The 24507-nt window shown below is 59.4% G+C and carries 25 protein-coding genes and 2 pseudogenes; 16 read left to right on the plus strand and 11 right to left on the minus strand.

The annotated features are described in order from the left end of the window. Positions 1–110: 110 nt before the first annotated feature. Positions 111–683 carry a peptidase associated/transthyretin-like domain-containing protein gene (locus AAEZ10_RS09025; RefSeq protein ID WP_350568843.1) on the plus strand — a complete coding sequence of 191 codons (573 nt, stop codon included), beginning with the start codon at positions 111–113 and terminating at the stop codon, positions 681–683. Here the strand turns inward: AAEZ10_RS09025 and AAEZ10_RS09030 are convergent. Together AAEZ10_RS09030 and AAEZ10_RS09035 are read right to left on the minus strand one after the other, a co-directional pair. Beyond that, positions 680–1861, minus strand: coding sequence for an aminotransferase class V-fold PLP-dependent enzyme (locus AAEZ10_RS09030; protein ID WP_350568845.1), 1182 nt, complete (start codon positions 1859–1861; stop codon positions 680–682). The genes AAEZ10_RS09025 and AAEZ10_RS09030 overlap by 4 nt on opposite strands. Positions 1862–1891: 30 nt before the next feature. Further along, positions 1892–2128, minus strand: a complete 237-nt coding sequence (locus AAEZ10_RS09035; protein ID WP_350568847.1) for a DUF3820 family protein — start codon at positions 2126–2128, stop codon at positions 1892–1894. Positions 2129–2334: 206 nt separating this feature from the next. Between AAEZ10_RS09035 and AAEZ10_RS09040 the strand changes: the two genes are divergently transcribed. Next, positions 2335–2802 carry a ferritin-like domain-containing protein gene (locus AAEZ10_RS09040; RefSeq protein WP_016773542.1) on the plus strand — a complete coding sequence of 156 codons (468 nt, stop codon included), beginning with the start codon at positions 2335–2337 and terminating at the stop codon, positions 2800–2802. Positions 2803–2941: 139 nt separating this feature from the next. Here the strand turns inward: AAEZ10_RS09040 and AAEZ10_RS09045 are convergent, their stop codons facing one another. After that, a complete protein-coding gene (locus AAEZ10_RS09045; protein ID WP_003227420.1) occupies positions 2942–3412 on the minus strand; it encodes a MaoC family dehydratase in 471 nt (156 codons plus the stop codon). A gap of 47 nt (positions 3413–3459) precedes the next feature. After that, positions 3460–4404, minus strand: coding sequence for an alpha/beta hydrolase (locus AAEZ10_RS09050; RefSeq protein WP_350568849.1), 945 nt, complete (start codon positions 4402–4404; stop codon positions 3460–3462). Positions 4405–4629: 225 nt separating this feature from the next. Here AAEZ10_RS09050 and fadD2 point away from each other — a divergent pair, with 225 nt between their 5' ends. Both fadD2 and fadD1 read left to right on the plus strand, forming a co-directional pair. Further along, the gene (fadD2, locus tag AAEZ10_RS09055) at positions 4630–6318 is read left to right on the plus strand and encodes a long-chain-fatty-acid--CoA ligase FadD2 (RefSeq protein WP_350568851.1); all 1689 of its coding nucleotides are present in this window, start codon (positions 4630–4632) and stop codon (positions 6316–6318) included. A 347-nt stretch (positions 6319–6665) separates the two neighbouring features. Next, a complete protein-coding gene (gene fadD1, locus AAEZ10_RS09060) occupies positions 6666–8363 on the plus strand; it encodes a long-chain-fatty-acid--CoA ligase FadD1 (RefSeq protein WP_024014053.1) in 1698 nt (565 codons plus the stop codon). A gap of 162 nt (positions 8364–8525) precedes the next feature. On the opposite strand, the gene AAEZ10_RS09065 is transcribed toward fadD1, so the two are convergent. After that, entirely contained in the window at positions 8526–8903 is a 378-nt protein-coding gene (locus tag AAEZ10_RS09065) for a hypothetical protein (RefSeq protein ID WP_016775519.1), read from the minus strand. 194 nt (positions 8904–9097) lie between these two features. On the opposite strand from AAEZ10_RS09065, the gene AAEZ10_RS09070 reads away from it, so the two are divergent. From AAEZ10_RS09070 to def, 3 genes are all read left to right on the plus strand, one after another. After that, complete coding sequence (locus tag AAEZ10_RS09070) at positions 9098–9289, plus strand: CsbD family protein (RefSeq protein WP_016775518.1); 192 nt, start codon at positions 9098–9100, stop codon at positions 9287–9289. A 163-nt stretch (positions 9290–9452) separates the two neighbouring features. Continuing rightward, a complete protein-coding gene (locus AAEZ10_RS09075) occupies positions 9453–10409 on the plus strand; it encodes a YihY/virulence factor BrkB family protein (RefSeq protein WP_130887394.1) in 957 nt (318 codons plus the stop codon). Continuing rightward, the gene (gene def, locus AAEZ10_RS09080) at positions 10406–10945 is read left to right on the plus strand and encodes a peptide deformylase (RefSeq protein WP_122704263.1); all 540 of its coding nucleotides are present in this window, start codon (positions 10406–10408) and stop codon (positions 10943–10945) included. Before AAEZ10_RS09075 ends, def begins: the two co-directional genes overlap by 4 nt. 81 nt (positions 10946–11026) lie before the next feature. On the opposite strand, the gene AAEZ10_RS09085 is transcribed toward def, so the two are convergent. Further along, entirely contained in the window at positions 11027–11434 is a 408-nt protein-coding gene (locus AAEZ10_RS09085) for a GNAT family N-acetyltransferase (RefSeq protein ID WP_350568855.1), read from the minus strand. 827 nt (positions 11435–12261) lie between these two features. On the opposite strand from AAEZ10_RS09085, the pseudogene AAEZ10_RS27895 reads away from it, so the two are divergent. After that, positions 12262–12933, plus strand: a pseudogene (locus AAEZ10_RS27895) (PAS domain-containing protein); the annotation flags it as partial. Between the two features lie 117 nt (positions 12934–13050). Continuing rightward, a pseudogene (locus AAEZ10_RS27900) lies at positions 13051–13476 on the plus strand (methyl-accepting chemotaxis protein); the annotation flags it as partial. Between the two features lie 134 nt (positions 13477–13610). On the opposite strand, the gene AAEZ10_RS09095 reads toward AAEZ10_RS27900, so the two are convergent. Both AAEZ10_RS09095 and AAEZ10_RS09100 read right to left on the minus strand, forming a co-directional pair. Then, positions 13611–15035: an MFS transporter gene (locus AAEZ10_RS09095; RefSeq protein WP_122752181.1), complete on the minus strand. Its 1425-nt coding sequence runs from the start codon at positions 15033–15035 to the stop codon at positions 13611–13613. A 125-nt stretch (positions 15036–15160) separates the two neighbouring features. Further along, entirely contained in the window at positions 15161–15601 is a 441-nt protein-coding gene (locus AAEZ10_RS09100) for a PACE efflux transporter (RefSeq protein WP_350568857.1), read from the minus strand. 122 nt (positions 15602–15723) lie between these two features. Between AAEZ10_RS09100 and AAEZ10_RS09105 the strand changes: the two genes are divergently transcribed. After that, positions 15724–16596, plus strand: a complete 873-nt coding sequence (locus AAEZ10_RS09105) for a LysR family transcriptional regulator (protein WP_350568859.1) — start codon at positions 15724–15726, stop codon at positions 16594–16596. A 139-nt stretch (positions 16597–16735) separates the two neighbouring features. Here the strand turns inward: AAEZ10_RS09105 and gntR are convergent, their stop codons facing one another. Then, positions 16736–17767 carry an HTH-type transcriptional regulator GntR gene (gntR, locus tag AAEZ10_RS09110; RefSeq protein WP_024014046.1) on the minus strand — a complete coding sequence of 344 codons (1032 nt, stop codon included), beginning with the start codon at positions 17765–17767 and terminating at the stop codon, positions 16736–16738. Between the two features lie 216 nt (positions 17768–17983). On the opposite strand from gntR, the gene AAEZ10_RS09115 reads away from it, so the two are divergent. Both AAEZ10_RS09115 and AAEZ10_RS09120 read left to right on the plus strand, forming a co-directional pair. Continuing rightward, a complete protein-coding gene (locus AAEZ10_RS09115; RefSeq protein WP_016773550.1) occupies positions 17984–18517 on the plus strand; it encodes a gluconokinase in 534 nt (177 codons plus the stop codon). Positions 18518–18599: 82 nt separating this feature from the next. Further along, on the plus strand, positions 18600–19952 hold the full coding sequence (locus AAEZ10_RS09120) for a GntP family permease (protein ID WP_016773551.1): 1353 nt from the start codon (positions 18600–18602) through the stop codon (positions 19950–19952). 186 nt (positions 19953–20138) lie between these two features. Here the strand turns inward: AAEZ10_RS09120 and alaC are convergent, their stop codons facing one another. After that, on the minus strand, positions 20139–21347 hold the full coding sequence (alaC, locus tag AAEZ10_RS09125; protein WP_350568862.1) for an alanine transaminase: 1209 nt from the start codon (positions 21345–21347) through the stop codon (positions 20139–20141). A 138-nt stretch (positions 21348–21485) separates the two neighbouring features. On the opposite strand from alaC, the gene AAEZ10_RS09130 reads away from it, so the two are divergent. From AAEZ10_RS09130 to AAEZ10_RS09140, 3 genes are all read left to right on the plus strand, one after another. Then, entirely contained in the window at positions 21486–22148 is a 663-nt protein-coding gene (locus tag AAEZ10_RS09130) for a LysE family translocator (RefSeq protein WP_016773553.1), read from the plus strand. Between the two features lie 69 nt (positions 22149–22217). Next, positions 22218–22703 (plus strand): GyrI-like domain-containing protein, encoded by a 486-nt coding sequence (locus tag AAEZ10_RS09135; protein WP_073472062.1) that lies wholly within the window; start codon positions 22218–22220, stop codon positions 22701–22703. Between the two features lie 88 nt (positions 22704–22791). Next, the gene (locus AAEZ10_RS09140; RefSeq protein ID WP_024014042.1) at positions 22792–23280 is read left to right on the plus strand and encodes a GNAT family N-acetyltransferase; all 489 of its coding nucleotides are present in this window, start codon (positions 22792–22794) and stop codon (positions 23278–23280) included. A 142-nt stretch (positions 23281–23422) separates the two neighbouring features. Here the strand turns inward: AAEZ10_RS09140 and AAEZ10_RS09145 are convergent, their stop codons facing one another. Continuing rightward, positions 23423–23908, minus strand: a complete 486-nt coding sequence (locus tag AAEZ10_RS09145) for a GNAT family N-acetyltransferase (protein WP_350568865.1) — start codon at positions 23906–23908, stop codon at positions 23423–23425. A 142-nt stretch (positions 23909–24050) separates the two neighbouring features. Between AAEZ10_RS09145 and AAEZ10_RS09150 the strand changes: the two genes are divergently transcribed. After that, positions 24051–24476 carry a YybH family protein gene (locus tag AAEZ10_RS09150; RefSeq protein ID WP_350568867.1) on the plus strand — a complete coding sequence of 142 codons (426 nt, stop codon included), beginning with the start codon at positions 24051–24053 and terminating at the stop codon, positions 24474–24476. Positions 24477–24507 lie beyond the last annotated feature (31 nt).

Here is a 24507-nt window from a genome sequence, read left to right on the forward strand (position 1 = left end):
TTTTTTTTGCGCTGAAAAAACTGCCGGTACATGCGGCGATACATAGTTACTGCACGCTGTCTTTTTCACGGGGTTAATCTGCGTCCATCTTATGGAAGAGAGAACGCCTCATGGACGACCGTCAGTCTCTGACCCTTACACCACAATCCCGTTATCAACCGAAGCAACTTCCCCTCGGCCGCCCCGCAGCCGATTCCCGAGTGCGCAATATCACCCAGGGTGTCCAAGGCCTGCCGCTGATCCTGCGTCTGTCGCTGGTCGATGCGATGACCAGCGAGCCGGTCATCGGCGCGCTGGTGCGCATTCAACAGCGTGTCGATGGCGACACCAGCCTGGGCGGCAGTCAATCGACTGACAGCCATGGCATCGTCCGCTTCACCAGTGTCTATCCGGATCGACCTGCGCACGGCGCTGTTTGCTTGAAGCTGAACGTATTCATTCCCGGCGACGAAGCAGGAGCGCAAGCTCACCACGAGGCCTGGGCCGGCACCTTGCACCTCCCAGGCCGCTGCGACTGTGAAGGTGCCGCCGAGGACGCCTTGCGGTTGGTATTGCAGCCGATCGCCGGCGCCGATCTTGAAGACGGCGCCTTCGCCTGCCAGACCCTCGGCATCGACACCTTCGCCGTGTCGTCGCAGCTTGGCCTCGAAGGCTACGAAAAAAATTCCGGAGCGCCGTTCTAGCGCAGTTGGTCCAGCGCCCGAACCAGCTGCTCCATTTCGCCGGCCGTAGTGGTCAACCCCGGGGTGATGCGGATACAAGGCCCGCATGCGGCGCCGGTGCGCACCACGGTGAACAGGTTGAATTCGCTGAGCAGACGCTCGGCCATGGCCTGCTGATCGGTATGCCGGGTGAAGCGCAGCGCGGTGATCCCGCAATACAGTTGCGGGTCGTCAGGCGTCAGCACCTCGATGCCCGGCAGGTGTCGCACGGCGCTGACCCACAAGTTGCGCAGGTAATTCAGACGTGGGCTTTTGGCTGCGGCGCCGCCGAGCGCGTCGTGCTCTTCGAACACCAGCGGCAAGGTCATCAGCGCCGGGATGTTCGGCGTGCTGTACGAGGTGCGCGCGCGGATATCGGTAATCGGGTAATGCATCTCGCCCATGTCCGGATCGATATCAGCCAGACGCTGCGGGGCGATATAGATGAAGCCAAGGGTCAGCGGTGCGCCGATCCATTTGTGCAGGTTGTAACCGGCGAAAGCGATGCCCAACCCTTGCAGGTCAAATTCAATCTGGCCGAGGGCGTGGGCACCGTCGAGGATGATGTCGACGCCGTGCTCTTTGGCCAGTGCGGCGATGGCTTGTACCGGCATGACCAGACCGGTGCGATGGGTAACATGGGTCAGCGCCATCAGTTTGAGTTTCGGGTGGCGGGTGAAAGCTTCGCGGTAGCTTTCCAGCAGGCTGTCGAAACTGGCGGGATGGTGGTGGGTGATCTCGATGACCTCAACGCCACGCTGTTGCGCCAGCCAGCGCATGGCGCCTTTGACCGTGTCGTACTCGAGGTCACAGATCAGCACCTGATCGCCCGGTTGCAGGCGATTGTAATTGCGGATCAGCGATTGCAGGCCTTCGGTGGCATTGCGCGTCAGCGCCACGCTTTGCGCGCGCACGCCGATCAGTTCGGCCAGTTGTGCGCGGATTTCGAGGTTGTCGTGCTGTTCAAAGCGCTGGCGTGCATAAATCGAGTTGCTGGCGTTGATCAGCTCGATATTGCGCTGGTACTCCTCGATCACCGTGCGCGACATGCGCCCGAAGTAACCGTTTTCCAGATTGACCGGGCCAGGCTGCACATCGTATCGGTCGGCGAATGTTTGCCAGAAGGCTTCGTCACGGGCGCGGCGGGTGTTGTCAGGCATGGTCGGCAAGGCTCAAGAGGGAAGGGCGCGTCAGTGGCGCGGGGCGGGTTTGCCGTGTTTGGCGCGCAGCGGTTCGAGCAGGTCGGACAGGCCGTTGTGGTCGATCTCCTGCATCAACGCCAACAGGCCACCGAGTTCACCGTGGGGAAAGCCTTCACGGGCGAACCAGTTCAGATAGGGGCCAGGCAAGTCGGCAATGACCCGCCCTTTGTATTTGCCGAAGGGCATCTCGCGGGTGATCAGCAGTTCGAGTTTTTCCGGATTCATCAGCACGCTTCATCGATTCACATGACAGCCTGGAAAATACAGGCATTCTGCATGCAGGCCAAATGACAGATCATGCAAAAAACCAGCATACAGATGGTTCAATCTTTCTTAAGTCGCTGAAAACAAAGATATTTTTACCTGAAGCGAAGCTGGCACGCACACTGCAATATCCCTTGCATCTTCAACCCATCGCAAGGAATTGAAAAATGACCGACATGAATAAAGAAGCCATTTCTGTACTCAACGACCTGATTGAAACCTGCAAGGACGGTCAGGAAGGGTTCAAGACTTGCGCTGAAGACATCAAGCACCCAGAACTGAAAACTCTCTTCGTGCAGCGCTCCGCCGATTGCGCCACCGCAGCAGCCGAGCTGCAGGCTCAGGTACGTTCGCTGGGCGGTGATCCGGAAACTTCGACCAGCGTTGCCGGGGATCTGCACCGTCGCTGGGTCGACGTCAAATCCATGTTCACCGGTAAAGACGAAGAGGCTGTGCTGAACGAAGCCGAGCGCGGTGAAGACCATGCGCTGAAGGCTTATCGTGAAGCGATCGAGAAGATCAACAAGCACAATCTGGTGGGCATCAAGGATCTGGTTGAGCGTCAGTACCACGGCGTACAACGCAACCACGACCAGGTGAAAGCTCTGCGCAACCAGGCTCGTGCGAACTCGTAAGAGTTAGTCGGCTGAAAAAAACGCCAGCTTGTCTGGCGTTTTTTGCGCGCGTCTGGAAAGCAAAGATCGCAGCCTGCGGCAGCTCCTACAGGGGAATGAATTCCAAAGTAGGAGCTGCCGCAGGCTGCGATCTTTTCGATCAGCCGATACTGATCGCCGGCAAAGTCGGCAACGTCACCGTCTGCTGTTTACGCGGCGCGAGAATCTCCGCCTCGCCATCCACCACCAATTCATCACGCTGATTGAATACGCGAGTAGCAATGCGCACGCGGAATTTCGGCAGTTTCTCCAGAATCTCCAGGCGCACCGTCAGCGTGTCGCCGATCTTCACCGGCTTCTGAAAGCTCATCTGCTGACCGATATAAATAGTGCCCGGCCCTGGTAATTCGCAGGCAACGGCGGCGCTGATCAGCGCACCGCTGAACATGCCGTGGGCGATGCGCTCCTTGAACATGCTGGCGGCGGCAAACTCGGCGTCCAGGTGCACCGGGTTGTGGTCGCCCGACATCGCGGCGAACAGCTGAATGTCGCGCTCTTCGACAGTCTTGCTGTAGCTGGCGGTCTGGCCGACTTCAAGGGCTTCGTAAGGGATGTTGGTAACCTGGGTCATCGGTTTCGATTCCTGTGACGGATTTCAGTGAATCCACAAAAAAAAAATTATTCGCTGCGCTGCGGGCGCCGGTGGCTCAGGGCCTGGTCGATCCAGGCGAGCACATCGGTGGTCACTTCGTCGCGATTGCTTTCATTGAACAATTCGTGCCGGGCCTGCGGGTAGATCTTCAGTTGCAGATGCTGGCTGCCGGCCCTGCGCAAGGCATTGGCCAGATCTGTCAGACGCTTGCCCTCGCTCACCGGATCACATTCGCCGCCAATTACCAGCAGCGGCAGGCCCGGATCGATCTGCGCGAGATTGGACGCTTTACTGATTTGCTGCAACCCACCGAGCAGGTCGATCCACAGCTGATTGGTGCAGCGAAAGCCGCACAGCGGATCGGCGGCGTACTTGTCGACCTCCGCCGCGTCGCGGCTCAGCCAGTCGAAACGGGTGCGCACCGGTTTGAATTTATTGTTGAACGAGCCGAACGACAGCCATTCGATCAATGCACTGCGGCCCTTGCCGCCCTGGCGCAGTTTTTCCAGTCGGGCAATCTGCCGGGCGGCGCGATACAGCGCCACCGGCTGGAAATTCGAGCCACTGAGAATCGCCCCGTGCAGACTGGCGCTGTGGTGCAACAAATAGCCTTGGGCGATGTAGCTGCCCATGCTGTGGCCGAGCAGGATGATCGGCACGCCGGGATGTTGCTGGCCGATGTGCTGGTTGAGGCTGGCCAGATCGCCGACGACCTTGCGCCAACCGTCGTCATCGGCGAAATGGCCGAGAGTGCCGTTGTCGGCGGTGCGACCATGGCCACGCAGATCCGGGGCGTAGACGCCATAGTCTTTGTCGCAAAACGTGTCAGCGAGGCGGGCGTAGCGAGCGCTGTGTTCGGCCATGCCATGAGCGAGAAGAATCACCGCTTTCAATGGCGTGGCCGGCAGCCAGCGGTTGATGTACAGGCGGCTGCGGTCACTCGCGTCCAGCCAGAAGGTGTCGTGGGTCATGGCGATTCCTTTGCTCAGCATCGCCACAGTGTATAGCGCGTCTGATCAGCTCACGCCACGGCAGGAAGATTCACGGGATTAATGAGGGCTTGCGTCATATTTGCCTCAATGGCCATAGCTGCTAGTGTCCGTGAAGCTCCGCTTTGTGCTTTTCGCCTTCCATGGACGAAGCAGAAACGACAGAAAGCGGCTCCCGGATCGGCTCAGGTAAAGAGGACAAGAACAATGCAACCTGATTTCTGGAATGACAAACGCCCGGCCGGCGTACCGCTGGACATCGACATGGGCGAGTTCAAGTCGGTCATCGAAGTGTTTGAGCGTTCCTGCAAGAAGTTCGCTGACCGCCCGGCGTTCAGCAGCATGGGCGTCACCCTGACCTACGCCGAACTCGAGCGCCAGAGCGCGGCGTTTGCCGGATACCTGCAGGCCCATACCGATCTGGTGCCGGGGGATCGCATTGCGGTGCAGATGCCCAACGTTCTGCATTATCCGATTGCCGTGTTCGGCGCGCTGCGCGCCGGGCTGATCGTGGTCAATACCAACCCGTTGTATACGCCACGGGAAATGCGCCACCAGTTCAAGGATTCCGGTGCACGCGCGTTGGTCTACCTGAATCTGTTCGGACAGAAAGTCCAGGAAGTGCTGCCCGACACCGACATCCAATATTTGATCGAAGCGAAGATGGGCGACCTGATGCCCACCGCCAAAGGCTGGCTGGTCAACACCGTGGTCAGCAAAGTGAAGAAACTGGTTCCCGAGTATTCGCTGCCGCAAGCGACCTCGTTCAAAAGCGCGCTGCGCATGGGCCGCGGCCTGGGCATCAAACCGCTGAACGTCGGCCTCGATGACATCGCCGTGCTGCAATACACTGGCGGCACCACCGGCCTGGCCAAGGGCGCGATGCTCACCCACGGCAATCTGGTGGCGAACATGCAGCAGGTGCGCGCCTGTCTGGCTCAGCTCGGCCCGGACGGTCAGCCGCTGTTGCGCGAAGGCCAGGAGGTGATGATCGCGCCGCTGCCGCTGTACCACATCTATGCTTTCACCGCGAATTGCATGTGCATGATGGTCTCGGGCAACCACAACGTGCTGATCTCCAATCCGCGCGACATCGCCGGCTTCATCAAGGAACTGAAAAACTGGCGGTTCTCGGCGCTGCTGGGTTTGAACACCTTGTTCGTTGCGCTGATGGACCACCCTGACTTCAAGACCCTGGATTTCTCCAGCCTGAAGCTGACCAACTCCGGCGGCACCGCGCTGGTCAAGGCCACCGCCGAGCGCTGGGAGCAGATGACCGGTTGCCGTATTACCGAAGGCTACGGCCTGACCGAAACCTCGCCGGTGGCGTGCACCAACCCATACGGCGATCAGTCGCGGCTGGGTACTGTCGGCTTGCCGGTGCCGGGCACGCTGGTGAAAATCATCAACGATGACGGCGTCGAACAGCCGCTGGGCGAGCGCGGCGAGCTGTGCATCAAAGGCCCGCAGATCATGAAGGGCTACTGGAACAAACCCGAAGCCACCGCCGAAGTGCTCGATGCCGAGGGCTGGTTCAAGTCCGGCGACATCGCCGTGATCGACCCGGACGGTTTTGTGCGCATCGTCGATCGCAAGAAGGACATGATCATCGTCTCCGGCTTCAACGTGTACCCCAACGAAATCGAAGACGTGGTCATGGCCCACCCGAAAGTCGCCAACTGCGCGGTCATCGGCGTGCCGGACGACCGTTCGGGGGAGGCGGTGAAGCTGTTTGTGGTAGCGCGGGAGAGCGGGGTCAGCCTGGAAGAGCTGAAGGCGTACTGCAAAGAGAATTTCACGGCCTACAAGGTGCCGAAACACATCGTGTTGCGTGAGTCGTTGCCGATGACGCCTGTAGGGAAAATTCTGCGCCGCGAGTTGCGGGATATCGCCTAGGCCCGAAGCGCAGCGCTTTTGACATTCGCGAGCAGGCTCGCTCCCACAGGTATCGATGGTTTCTGTGGGGGCGAGCCTGCTCGCGAATCTTTTGTGCCCGCTGAATTCGGGGGTTTTGGGGAGTTATAGGATTTTTGCTCTAAAATGACCGCTGGCAAGTCTTGAGTCATCAATATGACTGTAGGGGCCTCTTTTGGCTCTGGTCGGCCCTTGGCAAAGCTGCTACTCTCGGCGCGCTTTGTGACTTCTCGGCCTGTAAAACGCCGGATTCACCAATACAAAACACACACCAATAATAATCGCATCAAATGCGGTGAAGAATTCGCGTTGCTGAGGAGTGGGCTTCCATGATCGAAGACTTTTGGAAGGATAAGTACCCGGCTGGAATCGCAGCCGAGATCAATCCAGACGAGTATCCGAACATTCAGGCAGTGTTGAAGCAATCCTGCCAACGCTTCGCCAACAAACCGGCTTTCAGCAACCTCGGCAAGACAATCACCTACGGTGAGCTGTACGAGCTGTCCGGGGCCTTTGCCGCGTATCTGCAACAGCATACCGACTTGCAGCCCGGTGATCGAATCGCCGTGCAACTGCCCAACGTCCTGCAGTACCCGGTCGCGGTCTTCGGTGCCATTCGCGCCGGGCTGATCGTGGTCAACACCAACCCGCTGTACACCGCGCGGGAAATGGAACACCAATTCAACGACTCCGGCGCCAAAGCCCTGGTGTGCCTGGCGAACATGGCGCACCTGGCCGAAGCCGTGGTGCCGAAGACCGGCGTCAAGCACGTCATCGTCACCGAAGTCGCCGACCTGCTGCCGCCGATCAAGCGCCTGCTGATCAACAGCGTCATCAAGTACGTGAAGAAAATGGTCCCGGCCTATCACTTGCCCAAAGCCATCAAATTCAACGACGTCCTGAGCAAGGGCCACGGCCAGCCAGTGGCCGAGGCGAACCCGGACAGCGGCGATGTCGCGGTTCTGCAATACACCGGCGGCACCACCGGCGTGGCCAAGGGCGCAATGCTCACGCACCGCAACCTGGTCGCCAACATGCTGCAATGCAAGGCGCTGATGGGCTCCAACCTCAACGAAGGCTGCGAGATCCTGATCACGCCGCTGCCGCTGTATCACATCTACGCGTTCACCTTTCATTGCATGGCGATGATGCTGATCGGCAACCACAACATTCTGATCAGCAACCCGCGCGACCTGCCGGCGATGGTCAAGGAACTGTCGAAGTGGAAGTTCAGCGGTTTTGTGGGTCTGAACACGCTGTTCGTGGCGCTGTGCAACAACGAAGGTTTCCGCAAACTGGATTTCTCCGCGCTGAAAGTCACCCTGTCCGGCGGCATGGCCCTGCAACTGGCGGCGGCCGAGCGCTGGAAAGCCGTGACCGGTTGCGCCATCTGCGAAGGCTACGGCATGACCGAAACCAGCCCGGTGGCCACGGTCAACCCGATCCAGCACATCCAGATCGGCACCATCGGCATTCCGGTGCCGTCGACCCTGTGCAAAGTCATCGACGATGCCGGTGTCGAGCAGCCGCTGGGCGAAATCGGCGAGCTGTGCGTCAAGGGCCCGCAAGTGATGAAGGGTTACTGGCAGCGTCAGGAAGCTACCGATGAAATGCTCGACAGCGACGGCTGGCTGAAAACCGGTGACATCGCGCTGATCCAGCCGGACGGCTACATGCGCATCGTTGATCGCAAGAAGGACATGATTCTGGTGTCTGGCTTCAACGTCTATCCGAACGAACTGGAAGACGTGCTGGCGACTTTGCCGGGCGTGTTGCAGTGCGCGGCGATCGGTGTGCCGGACGAGAAATCGGGTGAGGCGATCAAGATTTTCATCGTCGCCAAACCGGGCGTGACCCTGACCAAAGAGCAGGTCATGGACCACATGCGCGCCAACGTTACCGGCTACAAAGTGCCGCGTTCGGTGGAATTCCGCGATGCGCTGCCGACTACCAACGTCGGCAAGATCCTGCGCCGCGAATTGCGGGATGAAGAGCTGAAGAAGATCAAGGCCAAGTCTGCCGCGTAAATAAAAAGCCCCGCAGATGCGGGGCTTTTTGTTGGTGAACTGATCGTTCCCACGCTCCGCGTGGGAGTGCCGCCCCGGACGCTCCGCGTCCAGCACTGCAGGGACGCAGAGCGTCCCGAGATGCATTCCCACGCAGAGCGTGGGAACGATCAAGTGCAAATCCTACTGACGAAACGGTGCAAAGTTGACGTTGGTCCCCGCCGGTCGCATGTCCTGCAGATACGAATCCTTGTCCGCGCTCAATTCCAGGCTCAGCGCCGCCTTGCGTTTGCCTTCATTGCGAATCACCAGCCCTTCGAGCTTTTCGCGCAGGAACACCGTCGGCACTTTCAGGTGCAGCAACTCATCGGTGGCCGGGGTGTGCAGCAGCAAGTGAATCCACTCGTACTGACCGATGGCCAAGCGCGACACCGGCAGGTCGAACCACCAGATATTGCGGTTACGGTTCAGTTCGGCGAAGTGGCAGTTGTTGGTGCCGAGCACGGCGCCGCCCAGTTCCTGGTTGCGACGGGCGATGGCCTGGGTTTTATTGAGCTTCATGACATTCCTGCGAATCGGTGTGCCGGGCTCAGCGCCCGTAGGCTGAGCATTCTCGGGGCAACGCCGGCAAACATAAAGCGCAACCTGCGTGCCACGACGAAATGCCGGCAAAATAAATGAAACTCGGCGCAAAGCGCACCGGTCAATCGTTACGTAATGACTTTTCTTCCCTTTATGCTTCACGGAGAAACACCATGAGTAGCACAGGCGATAAAGTAAAAGGCATGGCCAACGAAGCCGTCGGCAATATCAAGCAAGGCGTCGGCAAAGCTACTGATAACGACAAGATGCGCGCCGAAGGCAAGGTTCAAGAGAAAAAAGGTGAAGCCCAGCAAGCGGTCGGCAACGCCAAGGACGCTGTGAAAAAGGGCGTCGACAAGGCGTAAGCGAGCCTTGAACGAATCACACGAGCGGCCATCCAAGGATGGCCGTTTTTGTATCAGAACCCTGCGGTCATCCGCCAAAGGCTCGTCAACTAGGCTACCTTGAGGTAAAAAACGGCCCCTGAGTCGCCACGACTTCAACCTTTTGCGGCGCAAGGAGACGCGAATGATATTTCCGGACATGAAAGGTCTGCCCCTGCACCGGGTGATGGTGCGCACGGTCACTGAGTTCGTCGATGACGAAATGTCGACCTACGCCTCGGCATTGGCCTACCAGATGCTGTTCTCGCTCTTCCCGTTCATTCTTTTCCTGATCGCCCTGATCGGTTTCCTGCACCTGCCGGATTTCTTCTCTTGGCTGCGCCTGCAATCCGAACTGGTGCTGCCGCCGCAGGCGCTGGAGCAGGTCAACCCGGTGATCGACCAGTTGCAGCAATCCAAGGGTGGCCTGCTGTCCATCGGTATCGTGATCGCCCTGTACACCGCGTCCGCCGGCGTGCGCCTGATGATGAGCGCGATGAATGCCGCCTACGACGTGGTCGAAGGCCGGCCGATCTGGAAGCGTTTCCCGTTGTCGATCGTCTACACCATCGGCATCGCCGGCATGCTGCTGATCGCCGCCGCGCTGATGGTGCTCGGGCCGCAGGTGATGGGCTGGATTGCCGCACAAGTGGGACTGGAATACTTCATCGTCACGGTGTGGACGATCGCCCGCTGGCCGGTGATCGTGATTCTGATGATGGTCGCGGTGGCGCTGATCTATTACGTGATGCCCGACGTCAAACAGGAATTCCGTTTCATCACCCCGGGTTCAGTCTTGGCCGTGGTGGTGTGGATCCTCGCCTCGTTGGGGTTTGCCTTCTACGTAAAAACCTTCGCCAACTACAACGCGATGTATGGCAGCATCGGGGCGATCATCGTGCTCTTGCTGTATTTCTACATTTCCTCCGCAGTCCTGTTGCTCGGCGCGGAGATGAACGCGGTGATCGAGCATATGTCCGCCGAAGGCAAGGAAAAGGGCGAAAAAGCCCCTGGCGAGCCTGACGAATCCCCCAAACAACACGTCTCGGGCCTGGGCCGCGATCATTCGCTCAAGCCGGACACTGACGAAGCGCGACCATGATTCGTGAAATTCTGAAAATGGGTGATGAGCGCCTGCTGCGCATCGCCGCGCCGGTACCACCGGAAATGTTCAACAGCGCCGAGCTCTGGCAATTGATCGATGACATGTTCCAGACCATGGAAAGCGTCGGCGGCGTTGGCCTCGCGGCGCCGCAGATCGGCGTCGACCTGCAACTGGTGATCTTCGGCTTCGAACACAGCGAGCGTTACCCGGATGCTGAAGCAGTGCCGCAGACGATCCTGATCAATCCGCTGATCACGCCGTTGAATCCGTTGATGGAAGAGGGCTTTGAAGGTTGTTTGTCAGTGCCGGGCCTGCGCGGTGCGGTGGATCGCTTTCAGCAGATCCGCTACGAAGGCTTTGATCCCAAGGGCGAGCCGATCGTGCGCGTGGCCTCGGGGTTTCATGCGCGAGTGGTGCAGCATGAATGCGATCACCTGATCGGCCGGCTGTACCCGTCGCGGATTACCGATTTCAGCAAGTTCGGCTTTACCGAAGTGCTGTTTCCGGACCTTGATCCCAACGTTGACGATTAACCAGAATCAAAAGATCGCAGCCTTCGGCAGCTCCTACAGGGATCGGTGTAGGAGCTGCCGAAGGCTGCGATCTTTTGATCTTCAAACTAGCCCCATCGCAATCATCGGCTTGCTCCGCGCATACCGGCTCAACCGCTCGGCCATCGCCTGCGGCAGCGGCGGATTGAAACTGAAGCCACGCCGCTCATAAAACCCGCGCAGATCCGGATGGCAGAACAGCCACACCGGCTCGTCCACCTCAGCAACCGCCGCCGCGATCAGTTGTGCAGCAATGCCCTGCTCGCGACACCCCGGATCAACAAACAACCCCGTCAGCCAGTGTCCGCCCGCTGCTGGACGCAGGCACAGCGCCGCAACGATCTCGCCGCGCCGCGCTACCCACAACTGCGCCTCGCGCACGGCCTTCATCGACGACTGGTGGCTGCGGTAGAACTTGTTCATCAGCGGCCACAACGATTCGTCGAGCTGGCTGTAGTGGATATCGGACATGGTTCGGGCTGTCGCTGCGAAAAGCGCCGATTATAAAAGAACGCGCGCTTCGGGATAGGTGTATACCTGAACTCACACCCCTGTGAGTGGAGTACCGATCATGTCCAAAGGTATGGATTCAAAGAAAGCCGCGAAGAAGAAGCCGGCCAAGACCGCGATTGAAAAACGTGCCGAGAAGAAAGCCAAGAAGGTCGATATTTTCGGCCATTGATCAAACCATGCGGAAGCCCGGTTCACGGGCTCCCGCCTCGCTGGCGAAAACGTCCGTTTTCACCACACTGTTTCCCCGCGCTGAACCGTTTCTTGTGCAAAAAATGCCAGATACTGGCCGACTAGTGGCCTTGCGCCCGGCGTCGGGATGGCTATGCTTTGCAGGTAACTAACCATGTCGACCGTCATGCCAACAGGGCGGCGGTACCAGGTTGGTCCGTGATTCATGCTGCCAGAGTGCGCATTCCAAGGCACCGACACTGAACCAACAAGGAGCGTCATCTAAATGGAAGTTCTTCTACGCGTTAGGGCTGGCCCGCTTGCGGGCTATCAAGAAAAGGATGTCTTGATCAGAGCGTCGCTGCAGGGACCCTCCGATTGATCATCATTTATCACCTGACAACTTCCTCCCGTTGAGGAAGGCGTGTGCCTGTTCTGTGGAACGTAGTGATGGATCTTGCAAGACCTGAACTTTCATCAAATCAAAAGAACGCGCGGAAGGTGATACAACCATGTTCAACCTACATCACAAGGCTGACCTGCGGGAAATCGAGCGTTTCAGCTGTGCGCTGACCGAGGCCAACGCGAAAATAGAGGCAATCAGCCGCTCGATGGCGATGATCGAGTTCACTCCGGACGGCATCGTCCTCGACGCCAACGAGAACTTCTGCAAGACCATGGGCTACAGCGCCGATGAAGTGCGCGGCAAACACCATCGGATCTTTTGCGAAGAAAGCTTTTATCGCAGCGAGGACTACGCGAAGTTGTGGCGCGACCTGGCCCGTGGTGAACCGCTCAGCGGCACTTTCCTGCGTCTGAACAAGAGTGGCCGGGAGATCTGGCTTGAAGCCAGTTACATGCCGGTGTTCGGGCCCGACAAACAGGTCAGAAGTGTGATCAAGGTTGCGGCGGACATCACCGCACGCATCAACAAAGAACATGAAGAAGAAGCCATGCTGGCGGCGATCGGTCGTTCCATGGCGGTGATCGAGTTCACCCCCGAAGGCCATGTCATCCGCGCCAACGACAACTTTCTGCAGACCATGCAGTACGCGCACCCTGAAATTGTCGGCCAGCACCACAGCCTGTTCTGTCACCGCGCCGAAGCCGAATCCGCGCAATACAAAGCGTTCTGGGCTTCGCTCAATCGCGGCGAATATCACTCGCACCGTTTCGAGCGCAAGAACAAGTCCGGGCAGATGGTTTATCTGGAAGCCTCGTATAACCCGCTGTTCGATGCCAAGGGCCGCTTGTACAAAGTGGTCAAGTTCGCCAGTGACATCACCAAGCAGATGACCACCCTGCAAAACGCTGCGGAATCGGCCCACAGCACCTCGGTACAAAACGACGCCTGCGCGCAAAAAGGCTCGCAAGTCGTGCAGCAGACCGTGCAGATCATTCAGGACATCTCCCGCGATCTGAACGAAGCGGCGGTGAGCATCGATGCGGTCAGCAAACAGTCGGACATCATCGGCACCATCGTCCAGACCATTCGCGGCATTGCCGACCAGACCAACCTGCTGGCACTCAATGCAGCGATCGAAGCGGCGCGCGCCGGTGAGCATGGACGCGGTTTTGCCGTCGTCGCCGATGAGGTGCGCAGCCTCGCCGCGCGGACCAGTCAGGCCACTCTGGAAATTGTCGACGTGGTGCGCAAGAACCACGACCTGTCGCTGAGCGCGGTATCGAGCATGCAGTCGAGCCTGAGCCGAACCGGGTTGGGCGTGGAGCTGGCGAACGAGGCGGGCGAGGTGATCCTCGAGATTCAGCAGGGCTCGCGGCATGTGGTGGATGCGATCAGTCAGTTCAATGAAACCCTGCAATTGAACTGAGCTGTTCAACGTCACCAATAGCCAATGTGGGAGCGAGCCTGCTCGCGAAAGCGTTGTGTCAGTCAAGCCTATAGCCACTGACACGACGCCTTCGCGAGCAGGCTCGCTCCCATAGGTGAGTCCTGCGTTGGCCTTCAACGATGAGCAATATTCTCCAGCGCCAGATTACGCGTTCGTGGGCCGAACCAGCCGATGGTCAGCATCACGATCAGCATGCTGCTGACGATAAACGCCAGTACCCCCGGCGTGCCGAAATTATCCAGGAACATGCCGATCAGCAGACTGCTGAACACCGTCGACAAGCGACTGAACGAATAGCAGAACCCGACCGCGCGGGCGCGGATGTTGGTCGGGAACAGTTCGCTCTGGTAGGAGTGATAACTGAAGCTCAGCCAGGCGTTGCAGAAGGTGATCATTACCCCGCAGAAAATCAGCCCGAACGCGCTGGTCTGCAGGGCGAACAGGGTGCCGAAGGTCATCGCGCCGAGGGCCGAGCCGACGATCTGCCATTTGTTCTCGAAACGGTTGGCGAACTTCACGAACAGCAACGGCCCGAGCGGGTAGGCGAGGGTGATGATGAAGGCGTACATCAAACTGTGGGTGACGCTCACGCCTTGCCCCGAAAGCAGCGCCGGCAACCAGTTGCCGAAACCGAAGAAACCGATCGCCTGAAAGATGTGGAAGACGATCAGCATCAACGCGCGGCGGCGGTACGGCGGCTGCCAGATATCGGCGAAACGGCCTTTGCCTTCGACATCGACGGGCACCGGTTCCGGCGCATCCAGCGCTTTGCCGTAATCCTTGGCGCAGCGCGCTTCGAGATGGTCGAGGATCCGGTTGGCCTCATCAAAGCGACCATGCTGCGCCAGCCAGCGCGGCGATTCCGGCAGACGCTTGCGCAGCCACCAGATAAACAGCGCGAACACCGCGCTGGCCAACACTACCCAACGCCAGCCGGAAATGCCGAACGGCGCTTGCGGCACCAGCCACCACGACATCAAGGCCACCGCCGGCACCGAGAGGAACTGCACGAAAAACGCAAAGGCGAACGCCGAGCTGCGCATGCGTTTAGGGACCAGTTCCGAGAGGTAGGCATCGATCGTCACCAATTCGATACCCAAGCCGATGCCGACCAGAAAACGCATGCCGATGATGCCCAGCGCCGAGGTCTGAATCCCCATCAGCACTGTCGCCACCGTGTACCAGATCAGCGCGAAGGTGAAGATCGCCCGGCGGCCGAAACGATCCGCCAGCGGACTGAGCAGGCTGGCGCCGAGGAACAGGCCGAGGAACGTCGCCGAGGCGAACGCCGCCTGATCGGAGAAGCCGAACACCCCCTGACTGCCAGTGGCGAACAGGCCGTCGCGAATCAGCCCGGGACTGATGTAGGCGGTCTGGAACAGATCGTAGAGTTCGAAAAATCCACCGATCGACAGCAGCGCCACCAGACGCCAGATGGTGGCGACGGCGGGCAGACGGTCGATGCGGGCGGAAATCTCGGCGGCGCGTACCGGGTCGATGCCATCACTGGGCGCGGCGGCGGGAGCGTGAGCAGTCATAAGCTGATCCATTTTTTATTGATGGAAAAGCTTAGCCTGCTATCGGTGTTGGCGGATTGTGAATACCAGCGGTTTACCCGGTCAAACCGCTGATTTCTCGCAATATCTGCTTACGAATTAGCGATTTATGCCGCAGCGGCAGAATCCGGCAGCGCCGAGCTCGGCAGGCCGAAGATGCGGTCGAACAGCCAGTTGAATACGAAGGTGTAGCACGGGATGAAAATGATCAGTGCCAGATCCAGCAGGAACGCCTGCACCAGACTGATGTTCATCCACCACGCAATCAGCGGAATCAGGAACACGATCAGCGTCAATTGAAAGCCGACCGCGTGGGCGACGCGCCGTTTGACCGTACGGGTGCGCGAGACCTGGCGACTTTCCCAACGCTCGAACAACGAGGTGTAAATGAAATTCCAGGTCACGGCGATGCTGGTGATGATCACCGCCAGCGGCCCGGTGCTGCCCGGCGTCGTGCCCGACAGCAACGCCAGACCGAGGGCCGAGAAGGTCATCCCAATCACTTCGTAGAGCGACACGTAGACCAGTTTGCGTTTCACGCCTTGCATGCAGATTTGCCTCTTTCTTGCCGAATGTTGGCCAGCAGGGCTGGCGAAGGCGGCGAAAGATAGCTTCAATAGACCTGACAGAAAAAGTCGGTAGCTTTCAGTTTTATTGATAGGTGAGGCATTTGAATTTCAGCAGCGACAGCATCGAATTGTTTCTCGCGGTGATCGAACGCGGCTCGTTTTCCGCTGCGGCGCGGCAGTTGGGCAAGGTGCCCTCCGCGGTGAGCATGGGCATGGCCAATCTTGAAGCGGAACTCGGTTACCCGTTGTTCGACCGCAGCCATCGCGAGCCGCAACCCACGGCGATGGCGCAGTCGTTGGTGCCCCACGCGCGACTGATCGCCGAGCAGCTCAAGCAGCTGCAAGTGCACGCGGTGGAGCTGTCGTTGGGACTGGAAAGCAGGTTGTCGATCGGCGTGGTTGCGGACGTTGATCGGCGGCGCTTGCTGGCAGCGATCAAGGTGATTGCCGAGCGGCATCCGTTGCTCGACATCGAAGTGCTGACTGCGCCGCAGGATGATGTGCTGGCTATGTTGCACAGTGGCCGGGTCAGCCTGTGCCTGGCGTTCGCCGGTTTGAGCGTGAATGCGCTGGAGCGGTTTCAGTTTGTCGGCAGCGAACGCATGATCGCCACGCTGGCGGCGGACAGCCCGTTGTTGCAGGGGCGGGATGTGTTTCTCGAAGATCTGGTGCAAGTGCGGCAGATCATCGTCGCCAGCCGTGACTTGCCGATCAGCGAAACGCGGCCATTGGTGGCTGAATCCTACTGGCGTACGGACAATCTCGAGACGGCAATGGAAATGGTCGAAGCGGGGTTGGGTTGGGGGAATTTTCCGCTGTCGGTGGTGCAGCCATGGCTGGACACGGGACGTTTGAAAAGGCTGAATTTTCGCAACATCGAAAATGGCCTGGTGCTGCCGGTGCATGCGGTGTGGCTCAAGAGCCAGCCCTTGCAGAAGGGCGCGCAGGCTTTGGTTGACCTGCTCAGCCATTGAACTTGGTAGAGATCCCCTGTGGGAGCGAGCCTGCTCGCGAAGGCGTCGTGTCAGCTGTATCAATGCTGACTGACCCACCGCTTTCGCGAGCAGGCTCGCTCCCACAAGGGTTGTGTTTCAACTCAGCATTTGTGAAGGGTCAGGTACTCTCGCGAACCTTCAGCTCAAACCCCATATCCTCCACCGGCCGCGCCACTTTGTTACCCGCCATCAACGTCAGCATCTGCTCTGCCGCGCGCCGGCCGATCGCCTCACGCGGGGTGTTGATGCTGCTCAGGCGCGGCACCATGTGCTCGGACATCGGCAAATCGTTGAAACCGAGGATCGCCACCTGCTCGGGAATCTTGATGCCGTTACGCAACGCTTCCAGCAGCGCGCCTTGGGCCAGGTCATCGTTGCCGAAGAAAATCGCATCAACATCCGGATGCGCCGCCAGCAATTGCAAAAACAACTCGCCACCCAGACCCACCGACGAAGCACGTGGCGTCAGCACTTCCAGGTCCGGGTCGTAACGGCCCGCCTTCTGCAACGCCTTGCGGAAGCCTTCACCGCGCAACAACGTGCGCTGATCCAGCTGCGCACCAATGTATGCCAGACGTTTACGCCCACGAGACAGGAGATGTTCGGCGGCAGTTTCCCCGGCGCTCAACTGCGAGAAACCCACGCAATTGACTCCGGCAGCACTGTCCAGCTCCATCATGTACACGCAAGGAATGTTGCTGGCCTCGATCATCCGCCGCGAACTTTCCGTGCGATCAAACCCGGTCAGCAGAAACCCGCGCGGCTGATAGGCCATGTAGTTGCGCAGCAGGTTTTCTTCTTCATCGCGCGAATAGTGAAAGTTGCCGATCAGCACTTCGAAGCCCTTGGGCGTCAGCACCCGATGAATGGCTTCCAGCGTGTCGATGAACAGCAGGTTGGACAACGACGGCACCAGCACGACAACCGAATGGCTCTGCGCCGAGGCCAGTGCGCGGGCGGCGGGGTTGACCACGTAGTTGAGTTCGAGCGCGGCTTTCTGCACTTTTTCCACCAGTTCGGTGGCTACCGTGCTCACCCCGCGCAAGGCGCGCGAGGCAGTGATCGGGCTGACGCCGGCCAGGCGGGCTACTTCGTTGAGGGTCGGACGGCCGGTGGTGCGGGTATTTTTATCGTTCTTGGGGGAGGTCATCGGGCGGCTTGCCAAACAAAAATCAAGGCACTAAGGTAGCGCTGTCCTGATGCAGCTGCAAATGCGTGAGCACGGTCCTGCCTGATCTGTGCTCTTTGGCGTCAGGAACAAACCTGCTGCAACCCAAAAAAACGACAAGAAGGCGTCGGCAACTTCTGCCTGTGCACTAGAGTCATAGCTAGCAAAGGTAGCGCTGTCTGCGCGCTGAGGTGTTATATGAGTCATCCCATCACCGCCCTGGTCATCATGGGCGTTGCCGGTTGCGGCAAGACGTGCGTCAGCCAGGCCCTGTGCCAATTGAGCGGCGCCACTGCCATTGAAGGCGATACTTTTCATCCGGCCGCGAACATCGAAAAGATGAGCGCGGGGATCCCCCTGAACGACGAAGACCGCGCCGGCTGGCTCGACAGCCTGTGCGATGAACTGCGTCGCGTCGATGCCCAAGGCCAGCGCCCGGTGTTGACCTGCTCGGCCCTTAAACACAGTTACCGCGAACGTCTGCGCAGCGCCTTGCCGGGCCTCGGTTTCGTGTTTCTTGAATTGACTCCGGAAGTCGCCGCCGAGCGTGTATCGCACCGCCCGGGCCACTTCATGCCGGCGACGTTGATCGAAAGCCAGTTCGCCACCCTCGAATCGCCAAAGGGCGAGCCGCTGACTCTGCCGCTCAATGCCTCGATTCACAGCGTCGAAGAGCTGGCCCTGCAGGCTCACGTCTGGTGGCAGGCCAACGGTCTGAAACAGGCGGTATGAGTATGTTGAAAAAGACAGCGCTGTCCTTCCGACTTCTGTTCAACCCGCTTTAATAACAACAACAATCCAGGAGACACCCCCCATGTTTGGCATGTCCCACGAGACGTTCCTGCTGCTCGATGCGGTGGTCACGGTAATCGGCCTGATTATCCTGATCACCAAATTCAAGATTCACCCGTTCATTGCACTGACCATCGCCGCCGCCTTCCTCGGCCTGACTTCCGGCATGCCGATCAACACCATCATCAAGGCGTTCCAGGACGGCTTCGGTGGCGTGCTCGGTTTTGTCGGCATCATCCTCGCCCTGGGCACCATGCTCGGCAAAATGATGGCCGAATCCGGCGGCGCCGATCAGATCGCCCAGACCCTGATCCGCGCCTTCGGCAAGGACAAGGTGCAGTGGGCGATGATGTTCGCTGCGTTCCTGGTGGGCATTCCGCTGTTCTTCGAAATCGGCTTCGTGCTGCTGATTCCGCTGGTGTTCATCGTTGCACGCCGCACCGGTGTGTCGATCATCAAGATCGGTATCCCGCTGCTCGCCGGCCTGTCCGCCGTGCACGGTCTGGTGCCGCCGCACCCGGGTCCGCTGCTGGCCATCGGCGTATTCGGCGCTGACATCGGCAAGACCATTCTCTACGGTCTGATCGTCGCGCTGCCGACCGCCATCATTGCCGGTCCGATCTTCGGTACTTTCATCGCCAAGCACATCCCGGGTCACCCGAATCAGGAACTGGTCGATCAACTGGCCCGTGAAAACGATTCGGCCAACCTGCCAAGCTTCAGCATTACTCTGGTCACCGTGCTGTTGCCGGTGTTCCTGATGCTGCTGAAAACCTTCGCTGACGTGGCACTGCCGGACGGCAACTTCTTCCGCATCTGGATGGACATGATCGGCCACCCGATCTCCGCACTGCTGCTGGCGCTGCTGCTGTCGCTGTACACCTTCGGCTACAAGCAGGGCATCGGTTCCAACCAGATGCTCAAGTGGCTCGACGCAAGCCTGGCGCCTACCGCTGCGATCATTCTGATCATCGGTGCCGGCGGTGGCTTCAAGCAGATGCTGGTGACCAGCGGCGTGGGTGACGTGATCGGCCACATGGCGGTCAGCGCGCAGATCTCGCCGATCCTGCTGGCCTGGCTGGTGGCGGCGGTGATCCGTATCGCAACTGGTTCGGCGACCGTGGCGACCATCACTGGCGCCGGCATTGTGGTGCCGGTTGTCGGGATGATTCCGGGCGTCAACCGTGAGCTGCTGGTGCTGGCAACCGGCGCCGGTTCGCTGATTCTGTCCCACGTCAACGACGCTGGTTTCTGGCTGGTCAAGCAGTACTTCAACATGACCGTGGCCGAAACCTTCAAGACCTGGACCGCGATGGAAACCATTCTGTCGGTAGTGGGCCTGGGCTTTATCCTGCTGTTGTCGCTGTTCGTTTAAACGGCAGTTTGCAGGCACAAAAAAACCGCAGTGATGCGGTTTTTTTGTGGGCGTGGACTTCCTGCTTGATCGTTCCCACGCTCCGCGTGGGAATGCCTCAATGGACGCTCTGCGTCCGCTTTGAGACGCAGAGCGTCTCGGGCTGCATTCCCACGCAGAGCGTGGGAACGATCAGAGATGCGCCACTTATTTCGCGGCCAGGCCATCCGCGCGGAACATCCCGCGAATCCCGCGCACGGCCTGACGAATGCGGTCCTGATTTTCGATCAGGGCAAAGCGCACATGATCATCGCCGTACTCGCCAAAACCCACCCCCGGCGAGACGCAGACCTTGGCCTCGGCCAGCAGTTTCTTGGCGAACTCCAGCGAACCCAGATGCGCATACGCCTGGGGAATCTTCGCCCAGACGTACATCGAAGCCTTCGGATTCTCGACCATCCAGCCCAGCTCATGCAGGCCTTTGACCAGCACGTTACGGCGCTGACGATACTGCTCGGCGATGTCGCGCACGCACTGTTGATCGCCTTCCAGCGCGGCAATCGCCGCCACTTGCAGTGGGGTGAAAGTGCCGTAGTCGTGGTAGCTCTTGATCCGCGCCAAGGCGTTGACCAGTTCTGGATTGCCGACCATGAAACCGATGCGCCAGCCGGCCATGTTGTAGCTCTTGGACAGGGTGAAAAACTCCACCGCAATGTCCTTGGCCCCGGGCACCTGCATGATCGACGGTGCTTTCCAGCCGTCGTAGACGATGTCGGCGTACGCCAGGTCGTGGATGACCAACACGTCGTATTGCTTGGCCAGGGCGATCACCCGCTCGAAGAAATCCAGTTCCACACACTGTGCAGTCGGGTTCGACGGGAAGCCGAGGATCATCATTTTTGGCTTGGGGATCGAACCGCGAATGGCGCGCTCCAGCTCATCGAAGAAATCCACCCCCGGCACCAGCGGCACCGAACGCACCTGAGCGCCGGCAATCACTGCGCCGTAAATGTGGATCGGATAGCTCGGGTTCGGCACCAGCACGGTATCGCCCTGATCGAGGGTCGCCAGCATCAAATGCGCCAAGCCTTCCTTGGAGCCGATGGTGACAATGGCTTCGCTTTCCGGGTCGATATCGACTTCGTAGCGCTGCTTGTACCAGTTGGAAATTGCCCGGCGCAGGCGCGGAATGCCTTTGGACGTCGAGTAACCGTGGGTGTCCTCACGTTGGGCGACCTGCACCAGTTTTTCGACAATGTGCGGCGGCGTGGCGCCGTCGGGATTGCCCATGCTCAGGTCGATGATGTCTTCACCACGGCGGCGAGCGGCCATCTTCAGCTCGGCGGTGATGTTGAAAACGTAAGGGGGGAGTCGATCTATGCGCGCAAAGCGGCGCGGCGAACCTTGTTCGGCCATTGTTGCCTCGGATAACGTAAGCGCCCGGAACCGTCCGAGCGACGCTGGTCACTGCGGTGACCTGTGGCGGAAGATAAGGGCAGTGATGGCATACTGTCCAGCGCGGTTGTAAACATTTTTTTCAAGGAAAATCGGTCAATGGAATTCACCAGCGGCTTCTTGCTGAGCCTTTCGCTGTGCCTGGATATCGGCGTAGCCAACATCGCAATGATCACCTTGGCCATGCAGCGCGGCTACTTTCAGGGCTTCGCCCTGGGCCTGGGCACCTGCGTCGGTGACCTGATCTATGCGGTGCTGGCCTTGGCCGGCATGACCGTCCTGCTGCAGTACGAAACCGTGCGCTGGGTTCTGTGGATTGGCGGTTCGGCGCTGCTGATCTACTTCGCGGCGAAGATGATTTATTCGGCGATCCACCACGAAGCGCTGCTGGCGGAAACCGCGGAAGTGGGGCAGAACTCCCATCGCAAGGAATTCTTTCGCGGCATCTTCCTTGCCATGTCATCGCCCAGTGCGATTCTCTGGTTTGCTGCGGTCGGCGGTACGCTGATCGCGCGATCCGGTGGCGGTGGTCCGTTGAGTTCGGCGCTGTTTTTGGGCGGCTTTCTCTGCGCCGGGCTGCTCTGGTCAGCCGGTCTGTGCTTCGCGGCAAGCCACGGCGGCAAGCTGCTGGGCGACAAGCTTCTGCGCTACTCCTATCTGGCATCGGCGGCGATCTTCTGCTATTTCGCGGTGTACGTGATCGTTTCCGGCTACAACGAGTTCGTCGGATCGGGCGCCGTCGAGCAGTTGCACTCGCTGTAAACGTGCGAAACGGGTCGGGCTTTCTATACTCCCAGCCGAATCCACTTTTCCGTTCTGAGGAGTCGCGTCATGGATGAACAACAACGCGTCGAGATAACCGAGCCTCGCTTCGAACACGGGCAATTTCTGCTGATTGCCGGTTTCGGCGGGCGATTCACTCAGGAGACCACCGAAGACATTCCCGCGTTGTGGGAAAAGTTGATCCCGCACTTGGGAAAAATCCCCGCGCAAGTCAACGAAGTGACCTATGGCGTTTGCTGCAACGCGGACGGCGAGGGCGGTTTCGAATACATCGCCGGGGTGCAGATCGACAAGCTCGACGACCTGCCGGAAAAGTACCGCTGGGTTGAAATCCAGCCGCAGCAATATGCGGTGTTTGAGCACAAGGGGTCACTGGCGCAACTCCCTGACACCTTCCAGTACATCTGGAACACTTGGCTGCCGCAGTCCGGCCACGAAGCGGCGGACGCCCCGGAATTCGAGCGCTACAGCGAGGATTACAACCCGAAACTCAATACCGGCACCCTGGAAATCTGGCTGCCGATCAAGGCCTGAGCGGCGTAACAATCGAGGTGGAGCATGTCCGCCCCGTTGGTTCTGCATTATGCTGGCGGGCCTTGTTTCCACAGATTTTTGAGCTGCCATGAACACCGTGATCCGCAACGTCAGCGCCGCCGACCTCGACCGCTGCTACGCCATCGAAACCGTCGCCTACGAAGGCGACGAAGCCGCCACCCGCGAAAAGATCGCCACGCGCATCGCCACTTGGCCGGACGGCTTCATCGTCGCCGAGGTGGACGGCGTGGTCGCCGGTTTCATCAATTCCGGCGCGGCGTTCGACGTGCAGATGTCCGACGAAGCCTTCAAGGAACTGATCGGCCACGACCCGAAAGGCCCGAACGTGGTGATCATGTCGGTGGTGGTGCACCCGGATTACCAAGGGCAGGGCCTGGCCAAGCGCCTGCTCGCCGAATTCATCGAGCGCATGCGCGCCATGGACAAAGCGACGATTCATCTGATGTGCAAGGAACAGCACATCGCGCTATACGCAGGTTTCGGTTTTGCCTACATCAAACCGTCCGAATCCGACCACGGCGGCATGGCGTGGCACGAGATGATCCTCACTCTCTGAAGCCAACACTTATCGAAACTGCCTGATCGTTCCCACGCTCCGCATGGTAATGCAGCCGGGGACGCTCCGCGTCCCAAAACCGTGACGCAGAGCGTCACAAAGAGGCGTTCCCACGCGGAGCGTGGGAACGATCAGGGGATACTCAGAAGAACAGCCCCATCCGCCGCTCGTAACCGATCCGGCCCTTGTACGCCTCGCCGCTGTCGACATAGCCATGCTTGGCGTACAGCGCAATCGCCGCCTCGTTATCAGCGTCCACCGACAATTCCAGTCCTTTGATTTCCGGCCATGCTTCACGGGCGACAGCGGGCAGCGCTTGCAGGCAAGCCTTGCCGTAGCCCTTGCCTTGCGCGCGCCGATCGACCTGCAGCGCATGCAACGTGGCGCTGTGTTCGTCGGCCCAGTCGGGCAACACCGGTGGGCGCTTGAGCAGCAGAAACGCTACCGGTACGTCGTCCGCCAGCAGGGCAAAACCCTTCACGCCGGGGCCGGGTTTCGACAGCAGGGTGTGCAAGGCACCGTGGATGTCGCCGGAGAATTTGATCTGCTCGGGGCGGATTTCAATGGCCTCGACTTGCTCACGCTGCAAAGGGCTGAGGCTGTCGTAAGGCACGAGTTGGGCTGACACGGGAATTTCCTTTTTCCTACAAAGAGTGAGCCTCGGATTCTAGCGAGATTGTCGTCGGCGAATTTTTTTTGTTTGTCCTGTCGATCCGCGCATTGGGCAAACGACTAAGGGTGTCTTCACAACAAAAAACACGGAGAACACCATGAGCGCACAGACTGATATCCAGACTCTGATCAACACCTATCGCGAAGCAGTAATGGCCAAGGACGTCGAGAAAGTCATGGCCCTGTACGCCGACGACATCGTCTCGTTCGATGCGATCAAGGCCCTGCAATTCAAAGGCAAAGTGGCCTACCGCGCACATTGGGTCGAGTGCATGGAAATGTGCCCCGGCCCGCACATCTTCGAGTTCCACGAAATCGCCATCGAAAGCGCCGACAACATTGCCTTCGCCCATTGGGTGGCCAATTGCGGCGGCACCAACGACAAGGGCGAAACCCAGAGTTGCTGGATGCGTGTCACCGCCTGTTACCGGCAAATCGGCGGGGCGTGGAAGATTGCCCACGAACACTGGTCGGCACCGTTCGATCCGATGAGCGGCGCGACGCTGTTCGATGTAACCCCCTGATCTTCAGCCATAGTTGTTCCGTTCGAATCAG

The sequence above is a fragment of the Pseudomonas sp. H26/SER47-MNA-CIBAN-0231 genome (assembly GCF_040310465.1).
Classification (GTDB): Bacteria; Pseudomonadota; Gammaproteobacteria; order Pseudomonadales; family Pseudomonadaceae; genus Aquipseudomonas; species Aquipseudomonas atacamensis.